This window comes from Herbaspirillum sp. VT-16-41 (assembly GCF_001994935.1).
Taxonomy (GTDB): domain Bacteria; phylum Pseudomonadota; class Gammaproteobacteria; order Burkholderiales; family Burkholderiaceae_D; genus Herbaspirillum; species Herbaspirillum frisingense.
The window spans coordinates 1-1310 of record NZ_MUXB01000198.1 but is presented as its reverse complement, the minus strand read 5'-3'; the positions used below and the strand labels follow the sequence as shown (position 1 = coordinate 1310).

At 54.9% G+C, this 1310-nt stretch carries 2 protein-coding genes and 1 tRNA gene; 1 reads left to right on the top strand and 2 read right to left on the bottom strand.

Annotated elements, in window-relative coordinates; all coding sequences use genetic code 11:
• Positions 1-269 precede the first annotated feature (269 nt).
• Positions 270-346 (bottom strand) — tRNA-Arg (locus BTM36_RS26470).
• 112 nt (positions 347-458) lie between these two features.
• A complete protein-coding gene (locus tag BTM36_RS26465) occupies positions 459-908 on the bottom strand; it encodes a glycoside hydrolase family 3 N-terminal domain-containing protein (RefSeq protein WP_217349654.1) in 450 nt (149 codons plus the stop codon).
• A 22-nt stretch (positions 909-930) separates the two neighbouring features.
• On the opposite strand from BTM36_RS26465, the gene BTM36_RS26460 reads away from it, so the two are divergent.
• Positions 931-1185, top strand: a complete 255-nt coding sequence (locus tag BTM36_RS26460; protein ID WP_368730709.1) for an ATP-binding protein — start codon at positions 931-933, stop codon at positions 1183-1185.
• The last annotated feature ends 125 nt before the right edge of the window (positions 1186-1310 follow it).

Here is a 1310-nt window from a genome sequence, read left to right as displayed (position 1 = left end):
GCCTTACTCAATTTACATCGTTACGAGCAGATAAATTATAGAGGAAAGAACAACCTGCCAATAAAAATCTGTCAGGGAATGAAAAAGGATACGTGAAAAATGTGTACGAAAAATAAGAAGGTTGAGAAGAGAACGTTGTTTTAGAGAAGATGGTGCATCCAGGAGGATGACGCACTGCGGGCCGTTGCTGACGCAACGTTATCCTCCCTGGTGCTGGCGATTATTGCGCAGCCCATGAAACAACAATGCTGATGTTATTCCGGAGAAGATGGTGCATCCAGGAGGATTCGAACCTCCGACCGCTCGGTTCGTAGCCGAGTACTCTATCCAGCTGAGCTATGGATGCATCGGGATTTACTGCTTTACAGCTGATATCAAATACCGCTTTTGAAGCACTACCTGAAATATGAGGGTGCATCCAGGAGTATGAAGCACTGCGGGCCGTTGCTGACGCAACGTTATCTTCCCTGGTACTGGCGATTATTACGCAGACCATGCAACAACAATATTGCTGTTATTCCGGAGAAGAAGATGCATCCTGTAGGATTCGGGGTGAGTCCGTCCTGGGCCCGGTGGCTCTCCAGGACGCCTTCGTCCCTGACCGGCTGCTGGCTGTGGATCGAACCGGGCATGAGCACGTCGACTCCCGCGCGCACGCGGTAGCCGCTGTCGTGCAGGGCCGGGAAGTCCGGGTCCTGCGCCATCCGCATCCACCAGTCGGTCATGACCAGACCTGTGAAGCCCCACTCGCCGCGCAGGATCGAGGTGATCAGGTCGTAGTGGTAGTGGCCCCATACGCCGTTGATCTTGTTGTACGAGGTCATGATCGCCCACGGCGAGGACTCGCGCACCATCAGCTGGAAGCCGCGTAGGTAGATCTCCCGCAGTGCCCGCTCCGAGACCCGCACGTCAACCTGACTCCGCTTGAACGTGGCGGAGTGCGGCAACCGCGTGCGTATTGCCGTACGCGATACGGGGAACGGCATTGCGCCCGAGATGATCGCCCGTGTGGAAGCCGACGAAATGCCAGGTAATAAAATCGGTTTGCTCAATGTCCACCAGCGCGTGAAGTTACTGTATGGCGAGGGGCTGCATATCCGCCGCCTGACGCCGGGTACCGAAATTGCGTTTTATGTGCCCTTGCACACCACACCTGTGACCACGCCGGCCACGCTGTTGCCTTAACGGGGGAAGTGAATGAAGGTCATCATTGTTGAAGATGAATTCCTGGCGCAACAGGAGTTGAGCTGGCTTATCAAAACGCACAGCCAGATGGACATTGTGGGTACATTTGAGGACGGTCTCGACGT